This is a genomic window from Nitrosomonas ureae, from assembly GCF_900206265.1.
GTDB classification, from domain to species: Bacteria; Pseudomonadota; Gammaproteobacteria; order Burkholderiales; family Nitrosomonadaceae; genus Nitrosomonas; species Nitrosomonas ureae_C.
In genome coordinates, this window is record NZ_LT907782.1 from 494348 (window position 1) to 519881 (window position 25534).

The window sequence follows — 25534 nt, forward strand, 5'->3', positions numbered from 1 at the left end:
CTCGTTTTATTGATGGTATAGGAACCTCAATATTACGAGTTTGTTTCTGTTGATTAAATACTAGTCTCAAAATGTCAACAGAACCTAATGATTCTTACATATTAAAGGTTTAATAAACTCAAAACTCATTTTCTTACACGCGTAAATACTCGGTCTTGTCACCCAGCCAGCGCGAGATATGCTGCTGTGCCAATTCCGGGTAATTATTCAGCATTTCATTGGCAGAATCTAGTGCAGCCTCCAGTAACTCACCATCTTGCTCTAAATCAGCGAAACGCAACATAGGCATGCCACTCTGACGTGCACCAAGAAATTCTCCGGGACCTCTCAATTGCATATCTTGGTGGGCAATTTCAAAACCATCAGTATGTTCAAAAATGATTCTGAGCCGTTTGCGAGCAATTTCTGATAAGGGTTGCTGGAACAGCAAAATACAAATACTCGCATCCGATCCGCGCCCTACACGGCCACGTAGCTGGTGCAATTGGGATAATCCCATTCGTTCGGCATTTTCAATCACCATTAACGAAGCATTCGGTACATCCACCCCCACCTCTATCACGGTTGTCGCTACCAATAATTGAATTTTTCCTTCCTTGAACAGCAGCATAATTTCAGCTTTTTCCTGCGGTGACAAGCGTCCATGTATCAGACCCACATTCAATTCCGGAAATATTTTCCTCAGATGCTGATAGGTTTCCATTGCGGCCTGCAATTGCAACGCTTCTGATTCTTCAATGAGCGGACAAACCCAATATACTTGCCTATCCTGTTGACAAGCTAAATGTATACGCGCAATGATCTCATCACGACGTCGATCAGCAATTAATTTAGTGATTACAGGCGACCTGCCGGGTGGCAATTGATCGATAATTGACACATCCAGATCAGCGAAATAGCTCATCGATAACGTCCTTGGAATTGGCGTAGCGCTCATCATCAATTGATGCGGCATCAGATCGGATTGCGCGCCTTTCATGCGTAGCGCCAAACGCTGATGCACGCCAAAGCGGTGTTGTTCGTCAATAATCGCCAGGCCGAGCTGGTGAAATACTACCTGATACTGAAACAAAGCATGCGTACCTACAACAAGTTGTGCTACACCCGATTCGATTTTATCCATCTCGGCTTGTTTTTGTTTTTTTCTCATCCCCCCGGATAGCCATGCAACATGTACTCCCAGTGGTTCAAGCCAAGCAGATAATTTCATGAAATGCTGTTCAGCAAGAATTTCAGTCGGCGCCATGATGGCTGCCTGAAAACCATTCTCAATTGCCTGTAGTGCAGCCAGCGCGGCTACAATGGTTTTTCCGCTGCCCACATCGCCTTGTAGTAAGCGTTGCATTGGGTAAGCGACTGTCAAATCACGGCCGATTTCCGCATATACTTTGAGTTGTGCAGAGGTCAGCTCAAAACCAAGCTGCGCTAGTAATTGTTTCGCTAGTATATTTTTTTGCTCCAGCACTGGCGCAGTGTGGCTTCTCCGTTGCCGGTAATGCAAGCGCATCGATAACTGCTGCGCCAGCAATTCATCGAACTTGATACGCCGCCATGCTGGATGCGTACGTGTTTGCAGGGCTTCAATCGATTCTTCGGGAGAGGGATGATGCAAGCACATCACACTCTCCTCAAAACCTTTCAACCGATATTTTCTGATGATTTTGTCAGGCACTGTTTCAATCAGTGCCTGCACCATTTGTGCATTATGCAATCCTTGTTTGATTATTTTTGCCAGAGTCTTTTGCATCAAACCGGCAGTGGTGGGATATATCGGCGTCATCGAATGCGCCAGAGATTCTCCTACGCGTACAATACGACATTTCGGATGTACCATTTCGGCACCAAAAAAACCATTACGAATTTCGCCCAATAATCGTACACGCTTACCCACCGCATAGGTTTTAATCTGACTACTGTAGAAATTCACAAAGCGCATAACCAGAATGCCGCTGCTGTCTTCAATCCGGCAAATCAATTGCCGTCTAGGGCGAATAACCACTTCATTATAAATAATTACACCCTCAATTTGTACTGTGTGCCCTTGTGGTGCATCACCGATCGGGAACAAATGCGTTTCATCTTCATAACGGATTGGCAGATGCAAAATCAGATCTAATCCATTGTAAATACCCAAGCGGGATAATTTCTCTTGCACGCCGACATTGACAGGCAATGTTTTATTCCTGCAATACCATGATCCCATCCATTTCAACCAAGGCGCCACGCGGCAAAGCCTTGACACCAATTGCCGCACGCGCGGGGTAAGGTTGTGCAAAATGAGTGGCCATGATTTCGTTGACTAATGCAAAATTGTCGAGATCGATCAGAAAAATATTCAATTTCACAATATCGTTCAAACTACCGCCCCCCGCTTTTGCCACCGCTTTCAGATTTGAGAAAACTTGCTGGATTTGAGCTCCAATCCCATCTACCATTTGCATACTGGCTGGATCCAAACCGATCTGACCCGATAGATAAACAGTATTACCGCCGTTCACCCGGATTGCTTGAGAGTAGGTGCCGATGGCTTGTGGTGCATCCACGGTGTGGATTATTTGCTTAGTCATTCTTTCTCCTTATAAAAATTGATTCAATATTTTTGATATAGTTGACACTATTACAAAACCTTTATCGTGCTATTGCGTTATGATGCAACGAACTTTGATCCATTTCAACCGCACCAGAGCATCACTAAAATTCATTTAAATTTTTTACACTATGCAAAAACTGATTATCCAAGGTGGTGTGCCACTACACGGTGAAATTACCATTTCGGGAGCCAAAAATGCTGCGTTGCCCGTTTTATGTGCCGCGCTTCTAACCGAGGAGTTTATAAAAATAAAAAATGTACCGGTGCTTCAGGATATTACCACCATGCTATCCTTGCTCACACAGATGGGAATTAATGTCACTGCAACCAATATTCCGGAAATATCGCTATCAGCTTCTACATTAACTCATCTTGTCGCTCCTTATGAAATGGTTAAAACCATGCGTGCAGCCATTCTGATACTGGGGCCGTTGCTGGCTCGAGCGGGAGAGGCTAATATTTCCTTACCTGGTGGGTGTGCGATCGGCTTACGACCCGTTGATCAGCATATCAAAGGACTGCAGGTAATGGGTGCCGAGATTCATATCAAACACGGTTATATTCACGCTAGAGCGAAGAAGCTGCATGGAGCACGCATTGTATTTGACATCATTACTGTAACTGGAACAGAAAACCTGATGATGGCTGCAACCTTGGCGGAAGGTACAACAATACTTGAAAACGCTGCCCGTGAACCTGAAGTGGTAGATCTGGCCAATTGCCTTATTGCCATGGGTGCAAAAATTCATGGTGCAGGTACTGATATCATTACCATTGAAGGTGTGCCATCATTGTATGGTGCTGAACACACGGTTATGCCTGACCGAATAGAAACCGGAACTTTTTTGGTCGCAGCTACAGCTGTCGGCGGTGAAATTCTCTTAAGAGAAACAGACCCCCATTTACTCGATGCAATCTTGGATAAACTTACCGAGGCAGGTGCTCATATTGATTCCAATGAAAATTGGATTCGTTTAAAAATGCACACCAGACCGAAATCAATCAATGTACGTACCGCTCCTTATCCAGCTTTTCCAACCGATATGCAAGCACAGTTTATGTCATTGAATTGTGTTGCTTCTGGAACAGCCATCGTCACAGAAACAATTTTTGAAAACCGTTTAATGCATGTGCAAGAATTAATACGCATGAATGCGAATATTGAAGTTGAAGGTAATACAGCCATTGTCCATGGTGTTCCCCAGCTCGATGGTGCTCATGTCATGGCGACCGATTTACGCGCCTCAGCAAGTCTTGTGATTGCTGGCTTAGTGGCACAAGGAGAGACTGTAATCGATCGTATCTATCATTTGGATCGGGGTTATGAAAATATTGAAGGAAAATTATCGACCCTGGGTGCGCAGATCCGACGCGCTCAATAAAAAAAGCCTTTGCAATCGCAAAGGCTTTGTAATTAAGAATAAAAAAGCAAACTATCCGATAATCAATTCACATTAAAGTTTCTGTTGTTTGTAGCTAACGATAACCGTTGCAATTTTCTTGTTCAATCCCATCACAGGAACAACCAATATCTTTTTGCCATCCACATCCGATCTTACAGTAATTTTCTGCAAATTTAGAATTTCTCTAGGAAACAACTCTGTACCATTAGCTTCCTCTAATCGTTTGTCCGTTGAAACTAATAATTTTCCATCGTCATTTATTAACACGACACGTTCAGTATCCTTCATTTTGACAATTTCACTAAGGTATTGATCTATCTGATCAATATTATTACGAATCAGTTCACCACGAACCGCCCAAGACAAAATCTGACCAAAACGCTCTTCTTCTTTAATATATTGATGATCAGCATATTCACGGGCTTGCTGTGTAATCAATACACGCTCATGCTCAAGCTTTTTGGCCATGTCAGATTCTGCTTTATTGACGGCAATGATTTTCCAAGCAAAAATAACGACGATAACTCCAACCAGAATCATTGCGTATTTCCCCGGAAGTTGCATCGTCGGAACTTTGGCCAGCCACTCAAACTTGGCGCTTAATTGTGAAAACAAGTTATCAACTGGCGATTGTTGGTTCTGGTTTTGCTTGTTGTTAGCTGTCATGGATAACTCCTTGTGTTATTGGTAGCGAGGAATGCAAATTATCCACTAATCCTGGAGGAAGTAAAAGTGGCGGGTATCAATTAACTCGTGGTTTTGCGCATGATTTGCTATTTTTACATCATAACTGCAACACCATGTCATTCACAGAATCGTGATTAGTCAAAATAACTCGCTTGTATTTTGCTCTATAATAAACGCTTCATGGCATTTTATATGGAAAATAGGGAATCTCAGCGACATAATGGATAATAATTCTGCAGCGAAAAAAGAAAATCACAAAAACACTTGGTCCGGGCGTTTCAACGAACCGGTCTCCACCCTTGTGGAACGTTATACCGCTTCTGTTGATTTTGATCAGCGTCTCGCTGAATATGATATTCAGGGATCGTTAGCTCATGCACAAATGCTTGCAGAGCAAGGAATTATCAGCAACGAAGATTTTACAGCCATACGGCATGGATTATATCAAATCCGCGATGAAATCCGGTTGCATCAATTCACATGGTTGCAAGAACTCGAGGACGTTCATTTAAATATTGAAAAACGCTTAACCACATTAGTCGGCGATGCTGGCAAGCGATTACACACCGGTCGCTCACGTAATGATCAGGTTGCGACCGATATTCGGTTATTTTTGCGCACTTCGATTGATGAGATCACCAGTTTGATTAAAGCCATGCAAGTTGCCTTGTTAAATTTGGCGGAACAGCATATTCACACGATCATGCCTGGATTTACGCATCTTCAGGTCGCTCAGCCTGTATCCTTCGGCCATCATCTGATGGCTTATTTTGAGATGCTAAAACGCGATTCTGAGCGACTAAATGATTGTAGAAAGCGTGTGAATCAATTACCACTGGGTGCAGCTGCATTGGCTGGCACGAGCTATCCGATCAATCGCGAACGGGTGGCGCAATTGTTAAGTTTTGAGAGCGTTTGCCAAAATTCCTTGGATGCGGTGTCAGATCGGGATTTTGCCATTGAATTTTGTGCTTGCGCAGCATTGATCATGACGCATCTATCTCGTATGTCGGAAGAATTCATTTTATGGATGAATCCTGCATTCGGTTTTATCCAACTCGCTGATCGATTCTGTACCGGCTCTTCGATCATGCCACAGAAAAAAAATCCAGATGTGCCGGAACTGGTACGCGGCAAAACCGGACGTGTCAACGGTCACTTAATAGCACTGCTGACATTGATGAAAGCCCAGCCACTGGCTTATAACAAGGATAACCAGGAAGACAAAGAACCACTCTTTGATACTGTCGATACCTTGACAGATACGCTGCGGATTTACGCCGATATGCTTACCGGCGTGCAAGTGAATCAGCAAGTGATGCGCCGGTCGGCTTTGCACGGGTATGCAACGGCTACCGATCTGGCCGATTATTTGACTAAAAAAGGTATTCCTTTTCGTGATGCACACGAAATTGTAGCGAAAACAGTGCAGTATGCGGAACAAAAAGATTGTGATCTTAGTGATCTGGCACTTGATGAGCTACAAAAATTTTCTCCACGAATCGAATTCGATATTTTTGCTGTTCTAACCCTCGAAGGTTCGATGCAGAGCAGAAAGCACACCGGTGGCACAGCGCCTGAACAGGTACAAGCCGCCATTCAAAAAGCCAAAGAGTGGTTGGCTGCAGAAAATTTAAAACATGCAAGCATGGCATGAAATCAACAGACAAATTTCTGTTGCCACGGATAGTTTCTTCGAGGTTAAAGAGGCCTATTCCATCGGTGGAGGTTGTATCAACAAGGCTTATTGTATTGCAGACGGAAAACAACGTTACTTTGCCAAATTAAATACCTCTGGAAATTTGGCCATGTTTGAGGCCGAAACTGCTGGTCTCCTGGAAATTTGCCAATCACGCACTGTGCGTGTTCCCGTACCGATTTGTTCCGGACAAGACGCTCATGCAACATGGCTCATTCTGGAATATCTCGATATCAATAATGGAAAATGCGGCAAAGCATCCGATCTGGGTCAACAACTTGCTGCTATGCATCGTACGACTTGTAATCAATTTGGTTGGATTCGCGACAATACCATTGGGAAAAATCCACAAATCAACACAACCTCCTCAAATTGGGTCGAATTCTGGCGCATGCATCGTTTAGGCAGTCAACTCGAGCTGGCTAAAAACAATGGATTTAATGGAAAGCTGCAAGAGTTTGGAGAACAATTACTGGTGAATCTGGAGAAGCTTCTTCCAGACACTTCGCCATTACCTTCATTATTGCACGGCGATCTCTGGGGTGGTAATTATGCTTATGATAAGACCGGAGAGCCGGTGTTATTTGATCCTGCAGTGTATTACGGCGATCGAGAAACTGATATTGCCATGACCGAACTTTTCGGTGGGTTCCCGGCTGATTTTTATTCTGCTTACCGCTGTGACTATCCTCTGGATTCCGGTTATAATATCAGGAAAGTAGTTTATAATCTGTATCATGTTCTTAATCATCTAAACCTGTTTGGCGGCGGCTATTACTATCAAGCCGAACAAATGATAAGTAACTTGCTTGCAGAAATTCGCTGATAAAATCAGAATCGCATTACCCGTTCTAACGACATACAAAAACCATCTTACTGTTCCAATGAACTATTCATATTGCGATAACCACTCATGACCAAATATGTCTTTGTGACAGGCGGTGTTGTTTCCTCGCTGGGTAAAGGGATTGCAGCTGCATCTCTTGCCGCACTGCTTGAGTCGCGTGGACTTAAAGTGACTATGCTTAAATTGGATCCTTATATCAATGTGGACCCGGGTACCATGAGTCCGTTTCAGCATGGTGAAGTATTTGTAACTGAGGATGGCGCCGAAACAGATCTTGATCTGGGACATTATGAGCGTTTCATCACTACCCGTATGACTCGACATAATAACTTTACTACCGGTCAAATCTACGAAAGTGTTATTCGCAAGGAACGACGCGGTGATTATCTTGGAGGCACTGTTCAGGTTATTCCCCATATTACTGATGAAATTAAGCGCTATATTCAAGCCGGCGTGGGAGATGCGCAAATCGCGATTATTGAAATTGGCGGCACGGTCGGCGACATCGAATCGCTTCCGTTTCTGGAAGCTATCAGACAAATGGCAGTACAAAATCCGCGCTTGGACACCTGCTTCATCCATCTTACCTTATTACCTTATATCGGCTCGGCCGGTGAGCTGAAAACCAAGCCCACTCAGCATTCGGTCAAGGAGTTACGTGAAATTGGGATTCAACCGGATGTTTTGCTATGTCGTTCAGACCGTGAGCTGCCCGAGGACGAGCGCCGAAAAATAGCACTTTTTACTAATGTTCGGGAAGAAGCCGTCATATCCGCCATCGATGTGGATAGCATCTATAAAATTCCAGGTTTACTGCATGCACAGATGTTGGATGAAATTATCTGTCATAAACTGAACATTCTGGCAAAACCTGCGGATTTGGGTGTCTGGAACAAACTAGTATATGCGCTCGAGCACCCCAAACACACAGTTACTATCGCCATTGTAGGTAAATACGTTGATTTAACCGAGTCTTATAAATCATTGTCAGAGGCTTTGATTCATGCCGGTATCCATACTCACAGCCAAATTAACATCACTTACATTGATTCTGAAAATATTGAAACAGAAGGCACCAGGGGTTTGAGTGAAATGGATGCAATCCTGGTTCCTGGCGGATTTGGCAAACGTGGTGTCGAAGGTAAAATAATGGCCATCAACTTTGCCCGAATCAACCGCATACCGTACCTCGGCATTTGTTTAGGTATGCAACTGGCTGTAGTTGAGTACGCACGTAACAAAACCGGCATGAAAGATGCCCACAGCACTGAATTCAATCCGGAAACACCGTTCCCAGTTATCGGATTGATTACCGAATGGCGAACTCGGGATGGACAAATTGAAATACGCGATGAAAATTCCGATATTGGTGGGAGTATGCGATTAGGCGGACAGGAATGTATATTGAAGAAAGATACTCTCGCCTGGAAGACCTATGGCACAGATACCATTATCGAGCGTCATCGCCATCGGTATGAAGTTAATAATCTCTATATTCCTAGATTAGAAAAAGCAGGGCTCTGCATCAGCGGCTTTTCTAAAGAAGAGAATCTATGTGAAATGATAGAACTGTCTGATGCTGAACATCCCTGGTTCTTGGGTTGTCAATTTCATCCGGAATTTACTTCTACCCCACGGTTAGGGCATGCATTATTCAAATCCTATGTTCAAGCAGCAATAAATTTTGCCAGCAAACATCAACTCTCCGGAGATGAAAAAATTCATGCATTATGTAACAACTGACGGAGCACAAAAAACTTAGAATCAAGAAATAAAGAAGAATAATCGGTATTATCGATACATCATTGTGGTTGTAGCAAAAATCACAAAATTGCCATCAATTAATTAATAACAGTAAACGCAAATAACAGGAAAAATGTAGCATGAGTGCAATTGTAGAAGTCATCGCCCGTGAGATTCTGGATTCTCGCGGTAATCCAACTATTGAAGCAGATGTAACGCTGGAATCGGGAGTTCTAGGCCGCGCCTCAGTTCCCTCTGGTGCATCTGTTGGAACCAAAGAGGCAATGGAACTGCGCGATGGTGATGCACAACGCTATTCAGGAAAAGGTGTTCTTAAGGCGGTGAAAAATGTTAATACCGAAATCTCCGAAGCGTTATTGGGTTTGGATGCTATTGATCAAAGTTTCATTGATCAAACTGTAATTGATTTAGACGGATCCGAAAACAAATCCAGACTTGGTGCCAACGCAATTCTGGCAGTATCGCTGGCGGTTGCCAAAGCCGCCGCCGAGGAATCAGGATTGCCGCTGTATCGTTATCTGGGTGGTGCTGCTTCAATGTCAATGCCCGTTCCGTTGATGAACTTAATTAATGGTGGCGCGCATGCCAATAATAATATCGATATGCAAGAATTCATGATTGTGCCGCTGGGAATCTCAAATTTTCATGACGCCATTCGTTGCGGTGCCGAAGTTTTTGGAACGCTCAAGAAGCTTATTAATAACAAAAATATGCCTACTACAGTGGGCGATGAGGGTGGGTTCGCACCTAACTTGGAAAACAATGAAGCAGCTTTGCAATTAATTGTAGAAGCTATTGATCAAGCAGGTTATCAACCTGGAAAAGATATTGCGATTGGTGTTGATTGTGCCAGCTCTGAATTTTTTCATGATGGCAAATACCATTTATCTTCCGATAATTTGCATCTGACGTCAGCGCAATTCGTCGATTATTTATTATCGTGGGTGGATAAATATCCTATCATCAGTATCGAGGACGGTATGAGCGAGCATGATTGGGATGGGTGGAAATTATTAACCCAGAAATTGGGTGATTCAATTCAATTGGTTGGCGATGATATCTTTGTCACCAACGCAAGAATTCTACAGGAGGGGATCAAGCAAGGCATTGCTAATTCTATCTTAATCAAGGTAAATCAGATTGGCACATTAACAGAAACATTCGCAGCCATTGAGATGGCTAAATGTGCTGGTTACACTGCAGTCATCTCACATCGCTCAGGAGAAACCGAGGACACCACCATCGCCGACATCGCAGTAGCGGCCAATGCACTACAAATCAAAACTGGCTCACTATCCAGATCTGACCGTCTTGCTAAATACAATCAACTATTACGAATTGAAGAAAATTTAGGAGATACAGTAAAATATGCCGGCCGGAGCGCGTTTTATCAGCTTAAATAATGAAGCCATTGAGTTTCATACTGCTGATGTTAATTCTCGCAATGCAATACTCATTGTGGGTTGGTAAAGCAAGCTGGTTAAGAGTTCTACAGGTAGATCAAGAAGTTGTCGTGGCACGTAAAAATAATTTACAGTTACAGGCGCGCAATAACAAGCTGGAAGCCGAAGTCAATGACTTAAAACAAGGGCTTGAAGCAATTGAAGAGCGCGCTCGAAGCGATTTGGGTATGATCAAGGAAGGGGAAGTGCTTTTCCAGATTGTCAGGAACGCACAACCTCAAACTTCCCAATCATATATCGCACCATAAAATTCTCTCGAACTTGAGCGATCCTGAGCACTGAATAATCAAATGATTGTTATTCGGATGCTTATCAATTGTTCAATCTGGCTTTGGCTTAAATAAATTTGCTTGAAAAACGTCAAATAATTGACATATTACTTCTGTCGAACTAAATCTCATTGTGGAGCAAAAAAATGAAAAGGATTTTTCTTTTTTTAATTACTAACTTGGCTATCATTGTTGTGCTTAGTATTACTTTACGGCTGCTGGGATTCGAAAGAATTTTGGATGAGCAGGGTGCAGGTCTGGATATTAATTCAGTATTATTGTTTGCAGCTGTATTCGGATTTGGCGGCTCCTTCATGTCGTTAGCAATGTCAAAATGGACCGCTAAACGTTTTACTGGTGCGCAAGTCATTGAAATTCCGAGGAACGCGCGAGAGCATTGGCTATTATCTACCGTACAGCGGCAGGCAAAGATTGTCGGTATTGGCATGCCAGAGGTGGCCATTTATGAAGCTCCTGATGTCAATGCTTTTGCTACAGGAATGTCAAAAGATGCCGCACTGGTTGCTGTGAGTACTGGATTATTAAATACCATGAGTCAGGATGAAGCGGAAGCGGTACTGGCTCACGAAGTCAGTCATATCGCAAATGGCGATATGGTCACATTGGCGCTAATACAAGGTGTCGTCAACACATTTGTTATCTTTCTATCACGCGTTATTGGACATACGATAGATCGTGCTGTATTTAAAACTCAAGAAGGCCACGGACCTGCTTTCTGGGTTACCACCATTATCGCTGAAATTGTTCTGGGTGTTCTGGCTAGTATCATTGTCATGTGGTTTAGTCGTCAACGCGAGTTTCGTGCCGATGCAGGTGGGGCCAGTCTGGCAGGTAAAGGAAAAATGATTGCTGCACTTCGACGATTACAACTAGCTCACGGGCAGGCCCATTTACCGGATCAGTTAGCTGCTTTTGGTATTTCTGGAAGCAGTAATGGATTAACGAGACTATTTATGTCGCATCCCCCCTTGGAGGAAAGGATCGCAGCACTTGAAGCCCAACAGCCCGCTAAATTCTGACATATGATGATAGGAAACGCCACGCGAGTCGCATGGCGTTTTATTTTTTATACAACTTATTATTTATTATGCTGAGCTTCGTTGGTTATTATTTAAGTATGACTAATAACTGATCTCACACAAAAAATATTCGTAATTCTCAAATACAGTTAAAAAGAGTCTTTCCTTTCTTGTATTAATAAGATCTCTTATGAAATTGGTTGTACTGTAAAATAAAAATTAATAAGAAGTTTCTCTCGAAAAATCTTCCCAGATATAAGGTGGATTTACTGAAGGCTTTAATGGCATCCAGAAGGTTGCCACATCCAATGCTCCAACAAGTGTTCGACCCACCGTATGCATGAGACCCATTGCCAATCCAACCGTAATACCATATATCGGACCATCTTTTTGCCCTGTCAGCACTACATTCTTTGGCAGCTCCACCCACCCAGTAGCCACATTTGCAATTCCGCTTACAAATCTCTCACCCGAGGCACTAAAGTTACTGCCTGAAGCAATTGCTTGAGACGAGAAAATAAAAGAAATCGCAAGCACCAAAGATAATTTAACAATACTTCCCATCAAAGAATCTCCTTTATACAGTTTTTAGAATTTATTAAATTTTTGCCTTTAATGAGAGCCAGCAAAAATTCCCTAGCAGTTTACTCTTTCGGAATTAATCATACAAATCAAGCTGAAGTATATTGTGATCGGTTTCCTTCTATATAACTAATGTTAAATCTCTCAGAAAAAATTCTTTTATCTTGCAACAGCTTATCGATTTTGGTTAATCGAAGAATTTGGGATTAAACGCTCTCGCATTGCCAAATTTTCTTTAATTTCCTCCAGTGCGCGCCAGGCCGGTCGGAGTTTCTGGTCTGCAGTTAATTGCAATTGGTTGCCTATTTCAAAAATGCTGTCCTGAGTGGCATTTCCATACGCTGTTAGTACTTGGGCGCGAATAGGTTGTGAGAATTCAACTATCGCAATATAACTATCTCCAGAAGTGGATTTGAATTTGCCATCTTCATCCTTCTCATAAATAATTTCACGAAAAATACCTAGCTCCGTGCTAGAACCGTTACCGGGCAAATCAACTCCATTACGACGCAGACGGGCAATATCTCCCCACGGCGTGTCGAGCTCATTCACACTGGCTCGCAATTCATCCACGGCATCGCGCAAAGCCGATACGGCCAATGACTTGTCAGCTAAGCCGCGAGGCGATATCAATGGCTCTGACGGCGTAAAAGGGTGTGCATAAAAAAGATCGCCAAGCAACTGTTCGGGAAGAAACACATAATTCGCGTCAGCTTCGATAGTTTTGGTAATGGTTCGTTCAACCCATTTCTCGAACCAAACGCTAAAAAGCAATGCACCACGGCTTTCCGCCAAATACTGCCGGTCCCAATGGCTGAGCACATCGGCGGCTTGCTGTAATGACGACTCACCACTCGCATGCGCAGCTGCGAGCAGATCATCAAGCAATTGATCGGCTACCAGTGCGCGCGTAGAATGCTTGGTAGTAATCAGTTCTGCATAACTCATGCGCTGATGCGTATGCAGCATCTGTAATCCCCGCAGTTCACGGTTATTGGTTACATCCGCTGCAATGTTGGAGGAATAGAGATTCTTGTCGAGAAAAGGCATCGTCATGTACCAGGGCGCGCCATTGCTATTTTGTACCCAGCCCGACGTGGGGTCGATTGATTTTGGTAGATTGTGGTAGCTGTGTGTCTCTGTCCAGATCAGACGTGAATCATCCCCGATTATGGGTTTGCGCCAAAAAGCTGTATCTCCGAAGTCTCGAACCGGAATAATACCATTGAAGGCTAACATTATATGTTTGTCTACATCCGCATAAATTACATTGAACAGAGGTAAATGACCGCCTTGTAAGGCTTTCTGGAATGCTTCTAAATCAGCAGCGTGTCCCATTTCCCACCATTGCCGGTTCATATTGGCCAGTAACGGCGTTTGCAGTAACGCCAGGCGTACCGCTAAAATTTGTCCTTCGTGTTCAATTATCGGTCCTTGTCGAGCTCTTCGAATTAGGAAGGCTTCGCTTGCTACACTATCATCCGGTTGACGAATCCGAATAGTTTCAGTAGTGACAGTAAAGCTTTGCTTGACTCCATCTAGCCAATAGCCCTCGTCGAGCACATCACCGATTAATTTCAGTTGATAGAGATCACATCCATCCATGGGGTTGACAGTGTGTGTCCAGCCCAGATGATCGTTAAATGCAATTTGCAATACCGGAGAACCCACTAAAGCCGCACCATAAAGATTCATCTCCGGCAACACGATATGAGCTTCATAAAATGTTTCCAATCCTCCCCAATCGAGATGTGGATTAACCAGTAGCATGGTATTTCCACTGTCAGAATAATTAGCACCTAGTGCCCAACCATTTGAAGCAGCCGGTTGATCAGAAAAATCAAAGCCAGGCAACACTGCGCCACATTCCGATATACCGGCAATAAAGACGGTCATTACTCGCGTGGTATGGGCAATCACATCTTGTGGTGTCACCGGCAGTATGGCTTTTACGGTGTCGGAAATTAACTCAGGGTGTTGTCGTGCGAAATCATTGATGCCAATAGAGAATGCCATCAAGTTTTTCTTAAAATCAGTATCTTGCTGTGCATACCATTCTTCGGCTAAATTCGGAATGCCGAGTAGCCGTGTGGAGCGGTCAGCAGCCAGATAATTCTCGCCAAAAAATTCGGCACCCCGCCCGCGTGCAATAGCATAGAGTTTAAGCAGTAAATCAGCATGACTTCTCATTTGTGCCCAGCCAAAAGCATAAAAGGCATCGCTGTCTCGTCGGGCAACAATATGTGGAATACCCCAGGTATCCCACAAAATCTCCGCAGCATCATGAGTTTTTGTAGGGGGTTGAGCAGGTTGACAGGCGCCCAGAAGTAGAGCGGTCTGTAGCATGATGTACCGTAATAAGTACAACCGAGATCGGTTTTTCATGTTGGTCCTCAATTCCGACGATGTAATAAGCCCCGTTAAAGCAACCGCAGACATAAAAACATTCGTGATTTATTGTGCAACCGCGTGTTCTGCGCGCAAAGCTTTCTTGTCAATCTTACCGACACTGGTTTTAGTGATACTTTTAACTTGCTTGAATCGCGTAAGTAACGCATGCTTTGGAATTGATCCGCGCTCGACAAACAAACGCACCTGTTCTTGTGCAGCCGATTCTTTAAACAGATTATTATCTACGATCAGTAACGCCAGCGGACATTCTCCCCAGCGCTTATCCGGAACACCGATAACTGCCACTTCCTTGACACCGATAACCTGAGTGAGGGCATCCTCCAATTCCAGTGATGATACCCATTCACCAGCGACTTTAATGACATCTTTCAGACGATCAGTAATGTACAGATAGCCATTGGAATCCATGGTGCCGATATCCTGTGTATGCAGATAATCGCCACGCCAGAGTGCAGCACTGGCTTCGATATTATCGAGATACCCGTGCGTTAACCAAGGCGCGCGTGCAACAATTTCTCCGCTGCTTTGACCATCATGTGCTTGCGACTGCATTACTTCATCGACGATCTGCAGATCCACCAAGGGTATTGCACGTCCGGCACAGCATAATTTTGCCAATGTATCATCTGTCATCGGACCTTGCGCAGTAGCATTTAATTGCGCCAACGTAAGTATAGGCGCTGTTTCGGATAAACCATACCCGGCAAAGCAATCGATCCCCATTTCCAATGCCTGTCTGGCCAGTACCTGGGGCAATGCCGATCCACCAATAACGACTTTCCAGCCGCGAAGATCCACTGCAGCTGCTTGTGCCGCGGTCAGTATCATTTTCAATAAAGTTGGTACACAGTGCGAACATGTGACCTGTTCTTCACGGATTAATCGCAGCAACATATCGGGTGCGTACCGTCCTGGGTAAACTTGCTTTATACCAAGCAATGTAACGATGTAAGGAATGCCCCAGGCATGCACATGAAACATCGGTGTCAGTGGCATATAAACATCTTCGGAATGAAAACGTTGCTGCGCTGCCGGTGCAGTTAAGGCCATGCCTGCTGCTAGGGTATGCAATACCAATTGCCTGTGCGTGTAATAAACACCTTTAGGCACCCCAGTCGTTCCTGTGGTATAGAAAGTTGTCGCCCGGGTGTTTTCATCAAAATCACTAAAATTAAAACCGTCTTTTTGATCTGCCAGCCAGCATTCATATTCATTATCAAATTGCAAAATGGTTTGTGGTACTGCTGTTTCATCCGCCATGACAATATACTTTTGTATTCCAGGCAATTCTGCATGAATGCTCTCGATAATCGGAATGAAATCCGCATGCAGCAGCAACATCGAGGCACGGGAATGATTCAAGGTATAGGCAATCTGTGCCGGTGTCAGTTTAGTATTGACTGTCATCAATGTCGCACCATACATCGGTATCGCGAAATAGCATTCGAGATAGCGGTGACTATCGTGATCCATAACCGCAATCACATCGTTCTGCTGCAAACCATATGCGGCCAATGCGGCACCGAACCGTTCAATACGATCATATACCTGACGGTAATTCAAGCGTAATTGATCGCGATAAACAATTTCCTGATTGGCTGCATTCGCTAGCGGTGTATGCCAAAGTTGTTTCAGTAACAGGGGGTATGATGTCATATTTGTTTTAACGCATAATCCATTAGGATGGGTTGTGTCCCCAATGAGAATATTCGACGTTGTGTACTTATCTTTCAACCGGCTTTTAATTCCGGATAACGAAAAGGATTCGGATTGATCATTTTTGAGCGCGCGCCCAGCGTTTCCTTTGCCAGATAATAACACCTGTTACTGAAAGCATGGCAATGAGTAATCCCAGCACCGAGATTATGATGCGTCCGGGCAGGCCAAGAATCCGGCCGGAGTGTAGCGGAAATTGAGCGTCCAGAAAGATATCGCCTGCGCTCCCGGTTCCAGGTATTTTTTCTCCTAGTAAAGAGCCATCCTGGCCGTCGAAATAAAGCCAGGGATTACCAAGGCCAAACTCAGCATGATCTTGTCCCGGTTCATGAAATGTAACACCATAAATACCATATTCCGGATCATAAAACATGCCTCCTAATGGAATGCTCCAATTCCTTTTTTGCGATTCCGCATGGGCTAATTCTATGATTTCGCTGCGAGCAATTATGGGTTCGATTGGTTCATCATGTGGATTGGGAGTACGTATTGCAAAGGGATCGGGGGTAAGTGTGGAAAAGATTGAGACGATGGGTCGGGAAATTTCCAGTTTAAGATTCATTGAGACTGCTGTCACGGAAAGTATCAATAATAGCCCCCATAGCCATACCCCGCCGGAACGGTGCAGATCAAAATTCAACTTATAACTACCTTGCCTCCAGCGAAAAGCAAATGATTTCCGCCAGACCTCAAAATTGGGAAATGAAATCCATAATGCAATGAAGCAATCGATGGACCACACAATTGCCAAAATACCCATTAATACAATGCCTAATTCAATGTCAAAAGCATCCGGAATGTGCATGCTATAGTGCAGTTTATACAGAAAGGGAATGAAGTTCTCGCGAGTGAGCGAGATTTCGCCCCACATGCGCGAGCCCCGTAGTTCTCCACTCACAGGGTCCAGTGCGATTTGATTGAACCCCAAAACAAATGCTTTACCTGTTCTCGGATCTATGCGTCCTTTCACTCCCAGTCCCAAGTTTTCATCAGGCTCGATAGTTAGCGGTAGCCATGTGATGAGTATTCTGGGATCTGCTGCTTCAAGTTGATCCGCAAGGATCGTTGGAGGCAGCGGATCCCCTTGGCTTTGTCTGTCGAATAATTGTGGATTTAACCATTCATCGAGTTCATGATCCCATGAAATGATTGCGCCGGTTAGGCCCGAGATAAAAAGGAACACAGCTAAGAAAAGACCGGCCCAGCGATGTAATAACGTTAGAATCTGACGATTTGCCCTGGATTTTCCGGATTGTTTTTCTTGCTGTTCAATTGCAGCCGGTATTGCAGATTCAATATATTTTTTCATAATGTTAAGCTACGCCATGGGCTGTTATCAGCGGTGAGGCGATTGTTCCGGGTTCGGTTTTTGATGACCGCACATTAACCTGAGTCAAACGACCGTTTTCCATTCGGATAAGGCGATCTGCCAAGTGAAAATAACGATCATCGTGGGAAATCACTAATATTGTTTTGCCCATTGCACGCAATTCGGGAAGCAATTCATGATAGAAGATTTCCTTAAAAACAGGGTCCTGATCAGCGGCCCATTCATCAAATACCAGAAATGGCCGATTCTCAAGATAAGTGATCGCAAGCGCCAGGCGTTTGCGCTGTCCTTGCGATAACGTAAGCGTAGTAAAGGCACCATTCTGAACTTTTACCTTATGCTGTAAGTGTAATTTCGTTAAAAGCTCGTTTCCTTTTTTATCCAGATCGTTTTCATGCTTGGTTTCAAGTAATCGATCAAAAAGGTGGAAATCGGAAAAAATTGTCGAAAAAAATTGCCTGTAATAATCACGATTTATATCTTCGATAGTTACACCATTAAGGATGATCTTTCCTTCTTCCGGAGGATAGAGGCCCACCAGTAATTTTGCTAAAGTCGTTTTGCCGCTGCCATTACCTCCAACCAGGAAGGTAATTTCTCCAGGATGAAATTGCAAATCTATCGGGCCTAGCGTAAACATTTCATCTTTTTGTTCATGATAATAGCGGTGTAACACACTTTCCAACCTAATGGATTGAAAGGGGGGCAATTCAGCTTTAAGGGTTTGCGATTCGGTGGAAGACATGGAGCGCGTAATTTCATCGATGCGTTCAGCCGAAACTTGTGCCAGATTTGCGCGTGGAATATTCAATAATAGAGCTTCGAGCGGTCCCAACATATAAACAAATACCAGTGCATATCCTGTCATGATCAATGTTCGATCGGGAACATCGCCAACCAGCATGAACAGCACCATGCCAATAAATGCATAAATCAAGAAATTTCCCCAGCCTGCTGAAGCTACAAAAATGGACATCCCCAGCGTCCGTTCTTTACGTACTTTTTCAATTGATTGCCCGAGTACATCATTATAAAAAGCAGCGCGCTTGTCTCGATTGAGACGTAATTCTTTTGCACCGTCCGTGAGTGAACGAAAATAAGCAAATAAGTTATCCTGTTCCTCAGCGGCAATATCCAGGTGCCGTATGGCGCGAAGATGGGCAAGATGATATCCAAGAGAGCCAAATCCGATGACCAGGAGCGCTAATAAGAAAACCTGCCATGACAGAAAAGCCATGTAAACCAGGCAGCCGGCAACTACGACAGCATTTGTCAGAATTACCGGAAAACTAACGAAAAATTCGGCTACACGGGTGCAATGCTCGGAAAGTGCGGACTGTATGCGCGCTGCGCCCAGTAATTCGAGTTGCCGGTAATCAGCGACAATCACACGTTTTGCAATAAAACCGCGAAGCTCGGCGTGCGCGGCTTGTCCCAGTCGTTCAAACAAAATGGCGGCCACCACATAACTCACCATGACGCAGAGCGCTGTTGCTGTGAATATGAAAGCCATTTTTTCGTTATCCGATTCAGCGGTTGTCAGTGCGGCACTGATTTGTGCAAGCAGCAGAACACTGCAAATTCCATGCACAATGCTGGCCATTGATGCGCTTAGAAGTAGAGGCTTGGACTGTTTAATAAGATACTTCAACATGGTTTATCCATTTCGGAAAAGATATCAGTAGTGACGAATGATGAAAGCAAATGTTTACTTTCCTGGGCTAACGTAGACAGTAATTTTAAGTAGTTAAACGATTAACTGAAGAAGTATTTGTAGACAGTCATTTCTTGCTATTTGTCAGTGGCAGAGCCATTTTCCAATTTTATTGAGACGTTCTGAAAGATGAGAGGAATAGTTATCAGAAAGTAAAAATAATAAATAATAATACTTCTCATTCGTCTTCAAAATAGATAAAGAAATTACAAAAATAATCTCTCATTGGAAATGAATGAAGCAGTTTCAATTAAATGATCAGCCTGGTGAATTATTAATGAAGCAACCGATACTTCCGGTTCGCTTGATATCTCGTCCGAATCAAATTTGCTATGGCGTTACCTATGAAAATAAAACTTTACGTGTGAAAGAAAATGAAAAGGGGAGAGAAACGCTCTGGCATTTATATAAACAATCTGACCAATTAAACTTGGAATGGGCGGGTTATTCTCATGAATATCCTGAAGCGACCGAATTATTGGCAGCAATAGAAGCTTCGGTAGTGAACTATCCGCATCAGAAAAAACTATCTCTATTGATTCCAAACGATCATCTCAGCGAGCTTTTTGATTCGGGTGTTTTGATTAAAAATGCGAATAATCAGGTTTTTGTTTATGTAGATATTTTTTGGCAGCAAGCCAGAGTATGGCGCCCTTCGATACCTGTTCAGATTTTTCCTATTCACTATGTCGTGAGTCATGGACGGAGTCATCCGCTACGTCCGCCAAAACCCATCGGTAAAGTTTATCAACGGTATATTTCGTGGCTGAACCGTACCTTGATTTTTCGGGCAATTGATCCGGTAACAGATCTGATCTGTTTCAATCGCTGGATGAATGATCCGGTCGTGGCAGAGTTCTGGCAGGAAGAAGGGGATTTATCCAAACATCGTGCTTATCTTGCTGCTATCGAAGCTGATCCACATATAACGGGTCTGATGGGTTGTTTTGATGATGAGCCATTCGGTTATTTCGAAATTTATTGGGCCAAGGAAGACCGGATTTCGCCCCATTACGATGTCAATGATTTTGATCGTGGCTGGCACGTATTGATCGGGGAGCCTCATATGCGTGGCAAGCCTTTTGTTACAGCCTGGCTACCGTCCATTTCGCATTATTTGTTTCTTGATGATGATAGAACACAACGTCTTGTGATCGAGCCGCGCATTGATAACCATAAGATGATACGAAATCTAGCGCAGTGCGGCTATGCAAACATCAAGGAATTCGATTTTCCTCACAAGCGCGCGATGCTTGGCATGTTGTCACGGGAACATTTTTTTGTTGAACAACTATGGGTGCCGCGTCGCATTTCGTTACCCCAGTCTGTCGCATTATCTTAAGGATCTCATGATGAAAATTTTTGATTTGATTGGTATTGGTTTTGGCCCATCCAATATAGCGCTTGCTATAACGCTCGAAGAGAAAAAACAGGCTGGTTATCCCACCGAATCCTTTTTTATTGAGAAGCAGCCTAGTTTTGCATGGCATGCCAACATGATGCTGGATAACGCGCACATGCAGGTTTCTTTTCTTAAAGACTTGGCCACGATGCGCAATCCGGCCAGTCATTTTACATTTATCAATTACTTACACGAGAAGAGTCGATTGCAGGATTTTATTAATCTGAAAACTTTCTTTCCGAGTCGTCGTGAGTTTAATGATTATCTCGCGTGGGCCGCGGGGCATTTTGATCACTGTTGCGCATATGGTGAAGAGGTGATTGAAGTGTTACCGGAAAAATTCAGTGATGAGATTTCATTGTTGCGCGTCCGCTCCAGAGATAAAAGACAAATTGTTCATGAACGATTAACTCGAAGCCTGGTGGTCAGCATTGGCGGTCAACCCAGGATTCCGGAGAGTTTTGCACAAATAAAAGATGATCCGAGGGTTTTTCATTCAAATGATTATTTGAAACAAATTAAACAGCATGTGCAGGCCAGGAAAATTGCTGTAGTTGGAGCAGGGCAGAGCGCATCGGAAATTTTTATGGATTTGCATCATCGTTCTGATGCCACGCAAATTGATTTGATTATGCGCGCCCGGTCAATCAAGCCATCGGATGATAGTCCATTCGTTAATGAAATTTTTAATACCGATTTTACCGATTTTGTTTTTAATACGCCTGAGCAAGAGCGAGGAAGAATTCTCGGTGAATTTTGGCACACCAATTATGCGGCACCCGATCTGGTTCTGATCGAACAAATTTATAACGTGTTTTATCAGCAGAAAGTTGCTGATATAAAGCGGCATCGTTTTTTACGGCGTCATGTAGTCAGACAAGCAATCGCTCAATCAGATGGGATTCAATTCACTCTCCATGACTTGAATGACGATCGCGAGAAAATCTCAACTTATGACGCGGTGGTATTGGCAACAGGATATCACCGCGATCATTACAAATCATTGCTCGCGCCGCTCATGCCTTATTTGAAGGATTGCTCAGTTAATCGCCAATACCGGATAAACAGCGCACCTTCGTTTAAGCCGGCAATTTTTCTTCAAGGTGCTTGTGAGAACAGTCATGGCTTAAGCGATACGTTGCTGTCAGTAACAGCAGTACGTACCGACGAAATAGCACAAGAATTGATGAATCTCATCCATCAGTCAAACAGTACCCAACCTCAGCGTGCAGTAACTTCCGCATTGGCTTAGTCAGTGTATAGAAAAATAAGTAACTAACTTTTTGTGAAATTTAAGATGAAACCCCAGAATAATATTAAAATTATTTCAAAATATGCATGTATGTTTTTTGCCTCGCAGTTGATGATTTTTTCATTACCTATTGATAGTCATGCACAATCCAAACAAGGGTCTTCAGCGCAATCTGCTGCATCAGGCAATCCGCCGCAACCAGCATCTGTACCTCAAGCAGAATCGGAAAAAACCCATCCTCCTGTTTTTCCTATGGTTACAGTCGAAGGAAAGGCCGCTGATGAAGTTGCCGGTTATGTAGCCAAGCGTAGCAACACAGCAACAAAGACGGATACGCCGATTCTGGAGATTCCACAATCAATTTCTGTAGTAACACGCCATGAAATGGATATGCGAAGTGTACAGAATTTTACCGAAGCCTTGCGCTATGTTCCTGGTGTTACTGTTGATCAGCTTGGGTTTGATGGTCGTGGTTTTGAATATATATTGATGCGTGGCTTCAACGGTAATCCGAATGCAAATTTTCGGGATGGTCTGAGTAATGCAGCGCAAGGGTTATTTTTTAATTCTTTTATCACGGATACGTATGGCTTAGAGCGAATTGATGTGCTGCGCGGTCCTTCTTCAGTTATGTTTGGCCGTGGTGATGCAGGTGGTATCATCAATCGTGTTACTAAGAGGCCCAATGCTAATCCAGTACGTGAAATCGAGTTTCAGTACGGTAATTTTGATCGCAAGCGGATTGCGGCTGATGTAGGCGCTGTCAGTAAGGATGGAACTATAATGTTTCGATTGGTCACGACGGCGCTGGAGTCAGGCACGCAAGTCAGGTATCCCAACACCGGCGGCGAACGTGCGCAGATTGAGCGCTTTTATATTGCGCCATCAATAACCTGGCGTCCTACAAATGCCACATCCATTACACTGATGGGTGACATACTGCAAAATCGCAGTGGCTCATCGCCATTTTATATTGCTGCACCGGATGGCAGTTTCTCAAATGTACTGCAAAGCGATCCGAAATTTTCACGATACAATACCAACCAAGCGTCGTTCAGTTATCAAATTGAACATCATTTCAATGAGGCTTTTACTGCGCGCCAAAATTTTCGCTATACACAGCAAACCGGAAATTTCCAGGATTTGTTTTCGAATGGATTCCTTACGGCTGATCGGCCTACATTCGCCGATAGAGGAGCTTATGCTACCAATGAAAGGTTAAGTCAGATTGTTCTTGATACGCATTTGCAAGGCAAGTTTGATACCGGCCCATTTAATCATACGGTATTGTTGGGGGCGGATTGGAATCAGACTAATGCTTCTCTTAAATATTTTGAAGGTTACAATAATGGTTTCGCTCCACCCGGCATTGATCTTTTGAATCCTGTGTATGGTGTGCCGATTCCAAGGCCGGATGTGCTTGGGATAAATGCAAAACAACGCATTGATCAACTGGGTTTTTATATTCAAGATCAAATAAGGTACAACGAAAATTGGATTCTGACACTGAGTGGGCGGTATGACAGAATTCATTCTAAAGATAATGATTTGTTGAGTGTTTCAACAACCCGGGTCAAAGATAGCGCATTTACCGGGCGGGCTGGCTTGACCTATCTGTTTTCGAATGGCATTGCGCCTTATTTCAGTTATTCACAATCCTTCCTGCCGCAGGCCGGTTTTGATTCAAGTAATAAACCTTTTGATCCCACACGTGGCGAACAATTTGAGGCGGGCATCAAATACCAGCCTGTGGGAGGAAGAAGTTTATACACGGCTGCATTTTTTGATCTCTCCAAAACCAATGTATTATCGCGGGATCCAAGCGATGAAACGGGTTTTCGCTTTATGCAATTGGGTGAAGTTAGGTCACGTGGGGTTGAACTGGAAGCTCGTGCCGAATTATTGCGTGGCTTGAATGTAATCGGTTCTTTTACTTATCATGATGTGGAAAATGTTAAGGATACCGACTTCAAAGGCAAAATGCCTGTACAGGTACCAACGACTATGACATCGGGATGGCTGGATTATTCTTTCGGTGCATTGGGTATTGATTGGATACGGGGGTTTGGACTGGGTGGCGGGGTGCGCTATGTCGGTAGAGTTTTTAATGAACAAGAAAATATAAGCTCAACCCCGGCATTTACATTATTCGATGCCACGCTACGCTATGAAAGAGGCCCCATGCTTTTTACCATCAACGCCAGCAATATCTTTGATAATAGATACATTGCCACAACATTTTTCGGTAGACACTATCTAGGTACCGAGCGCACGGTGATCGGTACGTTGACTTTCAGATTCTAGATACATTCGCTCGATTCGTATTCACAATCCCCTTTTCTGGAGAATAATCATGCCACTTGATGAGGATTTGGCGGCATTTCTTGAGCTTGTCGAGAAAAGCATCATTTGCGGGGAAACAACCCCGATGCATTTACTGGCGCCAGAAAAAGCGCGATTGGATTACGATCTTTCCACACAAATACTGGATGTTTCCGGACCGGCCGTTGCGAGCGTGACAGAAATTTCTATTTTGTGTCGTGATGGAGGATCAATTAATGCGCGACTATATAAACCAATCGAGTTTGCGCAAGTTACAGATCCTCGCCCGGTGTTGCTCTATTTTCACGGAGGAGGGTACTGCATCGGCGGACTTGAGTCGCATGATTCGCTATGCCGGTCTTTGGCAGCATTGACTCCGTGTTATGTGCTGAATGTAGCTTATCGCTTGGCACCAGAATATCGTTTTCCTACGGCAGTACAGGATGCACAGGATGCCTATCAATGGGTGATATCCACCGGAGCAGAATTTTCTTTGGATCCAAGCCGGTTGGCAGTGGGGGGTGATAGTGCCGGCGGAACATTGGCCACTGGATTGACAATTAACGCTCGTGAAGAGATGTGGCCACAACCGGTGTGTCAGATATTGCTTTATCCGTGTACAAGTGCTTGGCAGGATACCGAATCTCATCGGCGTTTTGCACAAGGGTATTTGCTTGAAGAAAAAACGTTGCAATGGATGTTTATGAATTATCTCCGCGACAAACCTGATCGAACTGATTGGCGTTTTGCACCGCTCCAGGCAGATAATTTATGCAATCTTGCTTCGGCATTTCTACTTCTTGCAGAATTCGATCCATTGTTGGACGAAGGAATCGAATATGCTGATAAAATGAAAACCGCAGGTGTTTCTACCCGTGTCAAAATTTATCCTGGAATGATTCACGATTTCGCTCGTCTTGGAAACATTGTGAATGAGGCCCATCAAGTGCGAAAAGATATTGCGGATGCTCTCGCGAATACATTCTATTCGAACTAGAAATAAAACTGATGAAGAAGCATATTTTCTATTTAAAGATTGGAT

General features: G+C 43.8%; 19 protein-coding genes. 11 read left to right on the plus strand and 8 right to left on the minus strand.

Going from position 1 to position 25534, the window contains the following annotated elements; all coding sequences use genetic code 11:
* Window positions 1-133: 133 nt before the first annotated feature.
* Window positions 134-2203, minus strand: coding sequence for an ATP-dependent DNA helicase RecG (gene recG / locus CPG39_RS02155; RefSeq protein ID WP_172424067.1), 2070 nt, complete (start codon window positions 2201-2203; stop codon window positions 134-136).
* Window positions 2178-2567 (minus strand): RidA family protein, encoded by a 390-nt coding sequence (locus CPG39_RS02160; RefSeq protein ID WP_096291829.1) that lies wholly within the window; start codon window positions 2565-2567, stop codon window positions 2178-2180. The genes recG and CPG39_RS02160 overlap by 26 nt, the downstream gene beginning before the upstream one ends.
* Window positions 2568-2718: 151 nt before the next feature.
* Here CPG39_RS02160 and murA point away from each other — a divergent pair, with 151 nt between their 5' ends.
* Window positions 2719-3972, plus strand: coding sequence for a UDP-N-acetylglucosamine 1-carboxyvinyltransferase (murA, locus tag CPG39_RS02165; protein ID WP_096291830.1), 1254 nt, complete (start codon window positions 2719-2721; stop codon window positions 3970-3972).
* A gap of 72 nt (window positions 3973-4044) precedes the next feature.
* Here murA and CPG39_RS02170 read toward each other — a convergent pair whose 3' ends face one another.
* Window positions 4045-4659, minus strand: a complete 615-nt coding sequence (locus tag CPG39_RS02170) for a hypothetical protein (protein ID WP_096291831.1) — start codon at window positions 4657-4659, stop codon at window positions 4045-4047.
* Between the two features lie 241 nt (window positions 4660-4900).
* Here CPG39_RS02170 and argH point away from each other — a divergent pair, with 241 nt between their 5' ends.
* From argH to htpX, 6 genes are all read left to right on the plus strand, one after another.
* Window positions 4901-6337, plus strand: coding sequence for an argininosuccinate lyase (argH, locus tag CPG39_RS02175; protein WP_096291832.1), 1437 nt, complete (start codon window positions 4901-4903; stop codon window positions 6335-6337).
* Complete coding sequence (locus CPG39_RS02180; RefSeq protein WP_096291833.1) at window positions 6321-7205, plus strand: fructosamine kinase family protein; 885 nt, start codon at window positions 6321-6323, stop codon at window positions 7203-7205. The genes argH and CPG39_RS02180 overlap by 17 nt, the downstream gene beginning before the upstream one ends.
* Before the next feature lie 87 nt (window positions 7206-7292).
* Window positions 7293-8969: a CTP synthase gene (locus CPG39_RS02185; RefSeq protein WP_096291834.1), complete on the plus strand. Its 1677-nt coding sequence runs from the start codon at window positions 7293-7295 to the stop codon at window positions 8967-8969.
* Between the two features lie 140 nt (window positions 8970-9109).
* Window positions 9110-10393 (plus strand): phosphopyruvate hydratase, encoded by a 1284-nt coding sequence (gene eno / locus CPG39_RS02190; RefSeq protein ID WP_096291835.1) that lies wholly within the window; start codon window positions 9110-9112, stop codon window positions 10391-10393.
* Complete coding sequence (gene ftsB / locus CPG39_RS02195; RefSeq protein WP_096291836.1) at window positions 10393-10701, plus strand: cell division protein FtsB; 309 nt, start codon at window positions 10393-10395, stop codon at window positions 10699-10701. The genes eno and ftsB overlap by 1 nt, the downstream gene beginning before the upstream one ends.
* Window positions 10702-10868: 167 nt before the next feature.
* A complete protein-coding gene (gene htpX, locus CPG39_RS02200; protein ID WP_096291837.1) occupies window positions 10869-11762 on the plus strand; it encodes a protease HtpX in 894 nt (297 codons plus the stop codon).
* A 219-nt stretch (window positions 11763-11981) separates the two neighbouring features.
* On the opposite strand, the gene CPG39_RS02205 is transcribed toward htpX, so the two are convergent.
* The 5 genes from CPG39_RS02205 to CPG39_RS02225 form a co-directional block, all read right to left on the minus strand.
* Window positions 11982-12326 (minus strand): exosortase system-associated protein, TIGR04073 family, encoded by a 345-nt coding sequence (locus CPG39_RS02205; protein ID WP_096291838.1) that lies wholly within the window; start codon window positions 12324-12326, stop codon window positions 11982-11984.
* A gap of 192 nt (window positions 12327-12518) precedes the next feature.
* Window positions 12519-14729: a penicillin acylase family protein gene (locus tag CPG39_RS02210; RefSeq protein ID WP_172424068.1), complete on the minus strand. Its 2211-nt coding sequence runs from the start codon at window positions 14727-14729 to the stop codon at window positions 12519-12521.
* A 69-nt stretch (window positions 14730-14798) separates the two neighbouring features.
* A complete protein-coding gene (locus CPG39_RS02215) occupies window positions 14799-16412 on the minus strand; it encodes a long-chain-fatty-acid--CoA ligase (protein WP_096294228.1) in 1614 nt (537 codons plus the stop codon).
* Window positions 16413-16530: 118 nt separating this feature from the next.
* Window positions 16531-17781, minus strand: coding sequence for a PepSY-associated TM helix domain-containing protein (locus tag CPG39_RS02220; RefSeq protein ID WP_096291840.1), 1251 nt, complete (start codon window positions 17779-17781; stop codon window positions 16531-16533).
* A gap of 4 nt (window positions 17782-17785) precedes the next feature.
* Complete coding sequence (locus CPG39_RS02225) at window positions 17786-19456, minus strand: cyclic peptide export ABC transporter (protein WP_096291841.1); 1671 nt, start codon at window positions 19454-19456, stop codon at window positions 17786-17788.
* Window positions 19457-19793: 337 nt separating this feature from the next.
* Here CPG39_RS02225 and CPG39_RS02230 point away from each other — a divergent pair, with 337 nt between their 5' ends.
* From CPG39_RS02230 to CPG39_RS02245, 4 genes are all read left to right on the plus strand, one after another.
* Window positions 19794-20858: a GNAT family N-acetyltransferase gene (locus CPG39_RS02230; RefSeq protein WP_197702907.1), complete on the plus strand. Its 1065-nt coding sequence runs from the start codon at window positions 19794-19796 to the stop codon at window positions 20856-20858.
* A 7-nt stretch (window positions 20859-20865) separates the two neighbouring features.
* The gene (locus CPG39_RS02235; protein WP_231990363.1) at window positions 20866-22170 is read left to right on the plus strand and encodes a lysine N(6)-hydroxylase/L-ornithine N(5)-oxygenase family protein; all 1305 of its coding nucleotides are present in this window, start codon (window positions 20866-20868) and stop codon (window positions 22168-22170) included.
* A 111-nt stretch (window positions 22171-22281) separates the two neighbouring features.
* Window positions 22282-24474, plus strand: coding sequence for a TonB-dependent siderophore receptor (locus CPG39_RS02240; protein ID WP_231990364.1), 2193 nt, complete (start codon window positions 22282-22284; stop codon window positions 24472-24474).
* Window positions 24475-24523: 49 nt separating this feature from the next.
* Window positions 24524-25489, plus strand: coding sequence for an alpha/beta hydrolase (locus tag CPG39_RS02245; RefSeq protein WP_096291845.1), 966 nt, complete (start codon window positions 24524-24526; stop codon window positions 25487-25489).
* Window positions 25490-25534: the final 45 nt, after the last annotated feature.